The organism is Fructobacillus ficulneus (assembly GCF_001047075.2).
Lineage (GTDB): Bacteria > Bacillota > Bacilli > Lactobacillales > Lactobacillaceae > Fructobacillus > Fructobacillus ficulneus.
On record NZ_DF968003.1, the window covers coordinates 20,688 to 24,446 of the forward strand.

The 3,759-nt window shown below is 48.4% G+C and carries 4 protein-coding genes; all 4 read right to left on the reverse strand.

Features of this window, described 5'->3' with window-relative positions; all coding sequences use genetic code 11:
- Positions 1-569: M20/M25/M40 family metallo-hydrolase (locus AOQ29_RS08000; RefSeq protein WP_242977395.1), on the reverse strand; the 569-nt coding region annotated here is incomplete at its 3' end.
- Positions 570-587: 18 nt separating this feature from the next.
- Entirely contained in the window at positions 588-1,904 is a 1,317-nt protein-coding gene (locus tag AOQ29_RS04170; protein WP_083989282.1) for a M20/M25/M40 family metallo-hydrolase, read from the reverse strand.
- Between the two features lie 95 nt (positions 1,905-1,999).
- Positions 2,000-3,214: a PucR family transcriptional regulator gene (locus tag AOQ29_RS04175; protein ID WP_061993274.1), complete on the reverse strand. Its 1,215-nt coding sequence runs from the start codon at positions 3,212-3,214 to the stop codon at positions 2,000-2,002.
- A 95-nt stretch (positions 3,215-3,309) separates the two neighbouring features.
- Positions 3,310-3,759: pyridoxal phosphate-dependent aminotransferase (locus AOQ29_RS08005; RefSeq protein ID WP_158530749.1), on the reverse strand; the 450-nt coding region annotated here is incomplete at its 5' end.

The following is a 3,759-nucleotide window of genomic DNA, read 5'->3' on the forward strand; positions in this document are numbered from 1 at the left end:
GCCGGCCCCAATTCGAAGGGGTCGAGCCCGTCGGGTCCCTGGAGCCAAGCCACCGGGGCACTAGCCGGTTCGGCCACAATCATGGCGTCGACGTCATCGACATAGCCGTTTTCCGCAAAGTATTGGGCCCCCTGCATGTGGTCATGTTGGCTCGATTCTTCACCAATCGTGACCAGGAAGCGGATGGTTCCATTGATGGGCTGGCCACTTTCTTTCAAATTAACCATGGCCGTCACTTCGGCGGCAAGGCCACCCTTCATGTCACTGGTTCCCCGGCCATACATCCGGTTGTCCTCGATTTCACCACCAAAGGGTTGGTGTTCCCATAAGGACCGGTCGACTAAGCCAACAACATCCTGGTGCCCTTCGAAGGCCAGAACCGGACTGGGTTGGTCACCAAATTCAGCGACCAAATTGTACCGGCCATCCTCGATTTTAATTTTCTCGGCTTGGATGCCCTGACGGGCGAGGAAGTCGGCTAGGTAGTCGGCCGTCTTGCCCTCGTTACCACCAATCGTATCAATCTTGATTAAGTCCTTTAACAGGGCTGTACTTTCTGCAAAATCCATCGAATGCACTCCCTCTCTTTAGCCCAAACTACCGGCGTTGTTAACTGCGGCTGGTCCTTGGTCACTTTCTACTATACCCGTTGGTGCAAAGAAGTCGCGGGCTGCTTCTTCATAAATCTGGATGAAGGCCGCAAAATTGTCTAAGTCCAGGTATTCATCGATTTGGTGGGCAGTCATATTGCCGGGGCCAAAGACCGCAATGGCCAGGTCAGGATTCCGTTTGAAGTATTCCGACCCGTCCGTTTCGGCCTTCATTCCCCCGAGTGGAACTGTCTGGTGAAGGTATTCTTCACCTAAGCGTTGCAGGTTTTGCATCAAGGGATTATCAGCCGACCCACTGACGGGCATCTTACTGCCAATCAAATGAAAAGCCAGGTCCGCTTCTGTTTCCTGGTTGACCCTATCGACCAAGGCCCGAAGGTCCGCTTCGATATCCTGGTTGCTTTCCGCCGGGATGGTCCGAATCTTACCAAAGACCGAAGCCGTGGCTGGCACCGAGTTCAACTGGTTGCCGCCAGTAATCTTAGTAACGACCGGAGTTGTTGGCCCCAAGACCGGGTCAACGGCTGAAAAGGTTTGGAAGTACTCTTCCTGGGCGTTATAGAATTGCATGAGGGAATCAATGGCGTTAATACCTAGCTCTGGTGTTGAACTATGCGCCGCTTTTCCTGTTGCTCGGACCTCATAGGTCACCGAACCCCGATGAGAAAAGTTGACCATAAATTGTTCACTATTATGGTTGGCCGCCATCAGACTTGCCCGTTCGAAGGCCGTCAAAGAAAATGGCTTCGACTTGGCCTCGCTATTGAGCCAATCCAGTGGCAGACTACTGGGTTCGCCGACAATCATAGCGGTAACATCGTCCAAGTACCCATTGTCCGCAAAGTACTGAGCTCCCTGCATGTGGTCGTAGCGGCTCGACTCTTCGCCAACGGTTACCAGCAAGCGGATGGTTCCATTGATGGGTTGACCACTTTCTTTCAAATTAACGATGGCCGTGATTTCAGCAGCCAGGCCACCCTTCATGTCACTGCTACCCCGTCCGTAAAGCTTTTTACCAACAATCTCAGACCCAAAGGGAGCGTGAGTCCACTGGTCCGGGTCGACCAGACTAACAACATCCTGGTGACCTTCGAACACGAGGACGGGACTGGGTTGGTCACCAATTTCGGCAACCAAGTTATACCGCCCGGGCTTAAGCTCAAAGATTTGATTTTTAATTCCGTTGGCAGTCAGGAACTCGGCCAAATAGCTGGCCATTTCGCCCTCATTGCCACCGACAGTTTCAATGGCGATGAGGTCCTTTAGTAAGTCCTTGCTTTGATCAAAGTCCATATATTTTCTCCTTCTAAGTACCGACCACCTGGTTCTTTCTTAGTCAGAATAACAGTCGGAAACCACAGAGCAGACCAGCACACCAGCAATCGGGTTTAACAGTAAATCCCGTAGAGTTGGACCGCTAGGCGGAGCTTCTCGTTATCACTTTCAGTCCCAACTTCCATGTCCAAGGTTTTCTCAATTTTCTTCAGCCGGTAAAAGGCCGTGTTGCGGTGAATGAACAGGTCGTCGGCTGCCCGCGAGATGGATTCATTCAAGGCAAAAAACTTGGCTAAGAGGGTCAGACATTGCTCCTTCTCGCTCGTTTTTAATTTTAAAATTGGGTCTAAAACGGCATGAACAAAGATTAAGGCTTCGTTTTTGGGAATTAGGTGCAAGACGTCGACCACTTGCTGCGGGCTAAATTTGTGGGGCGTCTTTTGCTTCCGTGCTTTGGCCGTATCGAGGGCCTTATCCGACTCTTCTAACAATTGCTTGAAATTGATCAGGGTCTTTTCATATTCGGTATAACCGATTAAGTGATGCTCTTGGGGAAACTGGTCGAGTAAAAATTGATTGAGGTCTTTTAGTAACGAAGGCAGGTTCGGCACGGTCGGAATCAAACCAAATAATTTAAAATTAACCGTGAACAAGATGACCGGTTGGTCACTCTTATTGAAGTGCCAGTAAATATATTCAGCGACCCGGTGCATCACGTATTGGTGGTTCCCGGTATTAAGTGAATTTGCCTCATCAATGGCAAAACATTGATATTTATCGGTCGTATTGAGGCCATTAAGCTTCAAAATACTGGCAAATGACTCAGACGGAATCTGATGAGAAATAATCGTCTCGAAAATTTCACTCTTCCGCTGGCGGCTATTATTCAAATTAATGTGGACCTGCATACTTTCCAGGCTTAGCAAGTTGACCATATTCGAAATCAACAAGTTTTGGGCTGAATTTTTTGCTGGCAAGGCCTCAAAAATCACAAACCGCCGGGTTAACTTATCAATCGTTTTCAACGGGTAAATCGTATAGCGGTCGCAGATTACCTGAGATTCTTCCATGTTAATCAAGTCCAAGTGCTTGGTGGTGTAATCAATCAACTGATCGCTAACCACGGCGGACTGGTTATGGGCTTTGACGCGGCCAAAGGAATCAATAATCAAGACGTTAATTTGAAGTAACTTGGCGATTTCATTCAAGATTTCATCATCCGGCTGCTTAGCCAAGATGTACTTAGAAATCGATAAATTATTATTCATGATTTCTGATAATTGGTCGTTTTGCTGCTCTAAAATAGAATCCTCAATATTGTGAATCATAGACACGCACGGGCTGAATATCTCCTGTTACGAAACAAGAATACTAATCAATTTTCACTTTCAGCCACTCTCCCCTCAGCTTATTTCTCCATATACTATGCTTCTGCTGATGGTTCTGCAACATCTTGTGTCAGCAAAAATTGAAAAATTCTATCCATAGCTGTTTCTAGATTAGCCGTGCTGGTGGCATAAGAGATTCTAAAGTAGCCTTCACCACCCGGACCAAAACTATCACCGGGTACTACGCCGACCTGGGCATTTTCGGCCAAGGCCAAGCAGAATTCATAGCTATCTGTGTAGGGTGCTGGCACCTTGGCAAAGATGTAGAAAGCCCCTTCCGGTGCGATTGCTTCAATCCCGGCCTTCTCCAATCCAGCTAAGACTAGGTCTCGACGTTCCTGGTAAATTTGGCGCATTGGCAAGACATCATCAATCCCAACCGTCAAAGCCTCAATCGCCGCTTCCTGGACAATTGGTGACACGTCATAGGTGTTGAAAACGTGGACTTTAGCGATGCCAGCCATAATGGCTGCCGGGGCAAAAAT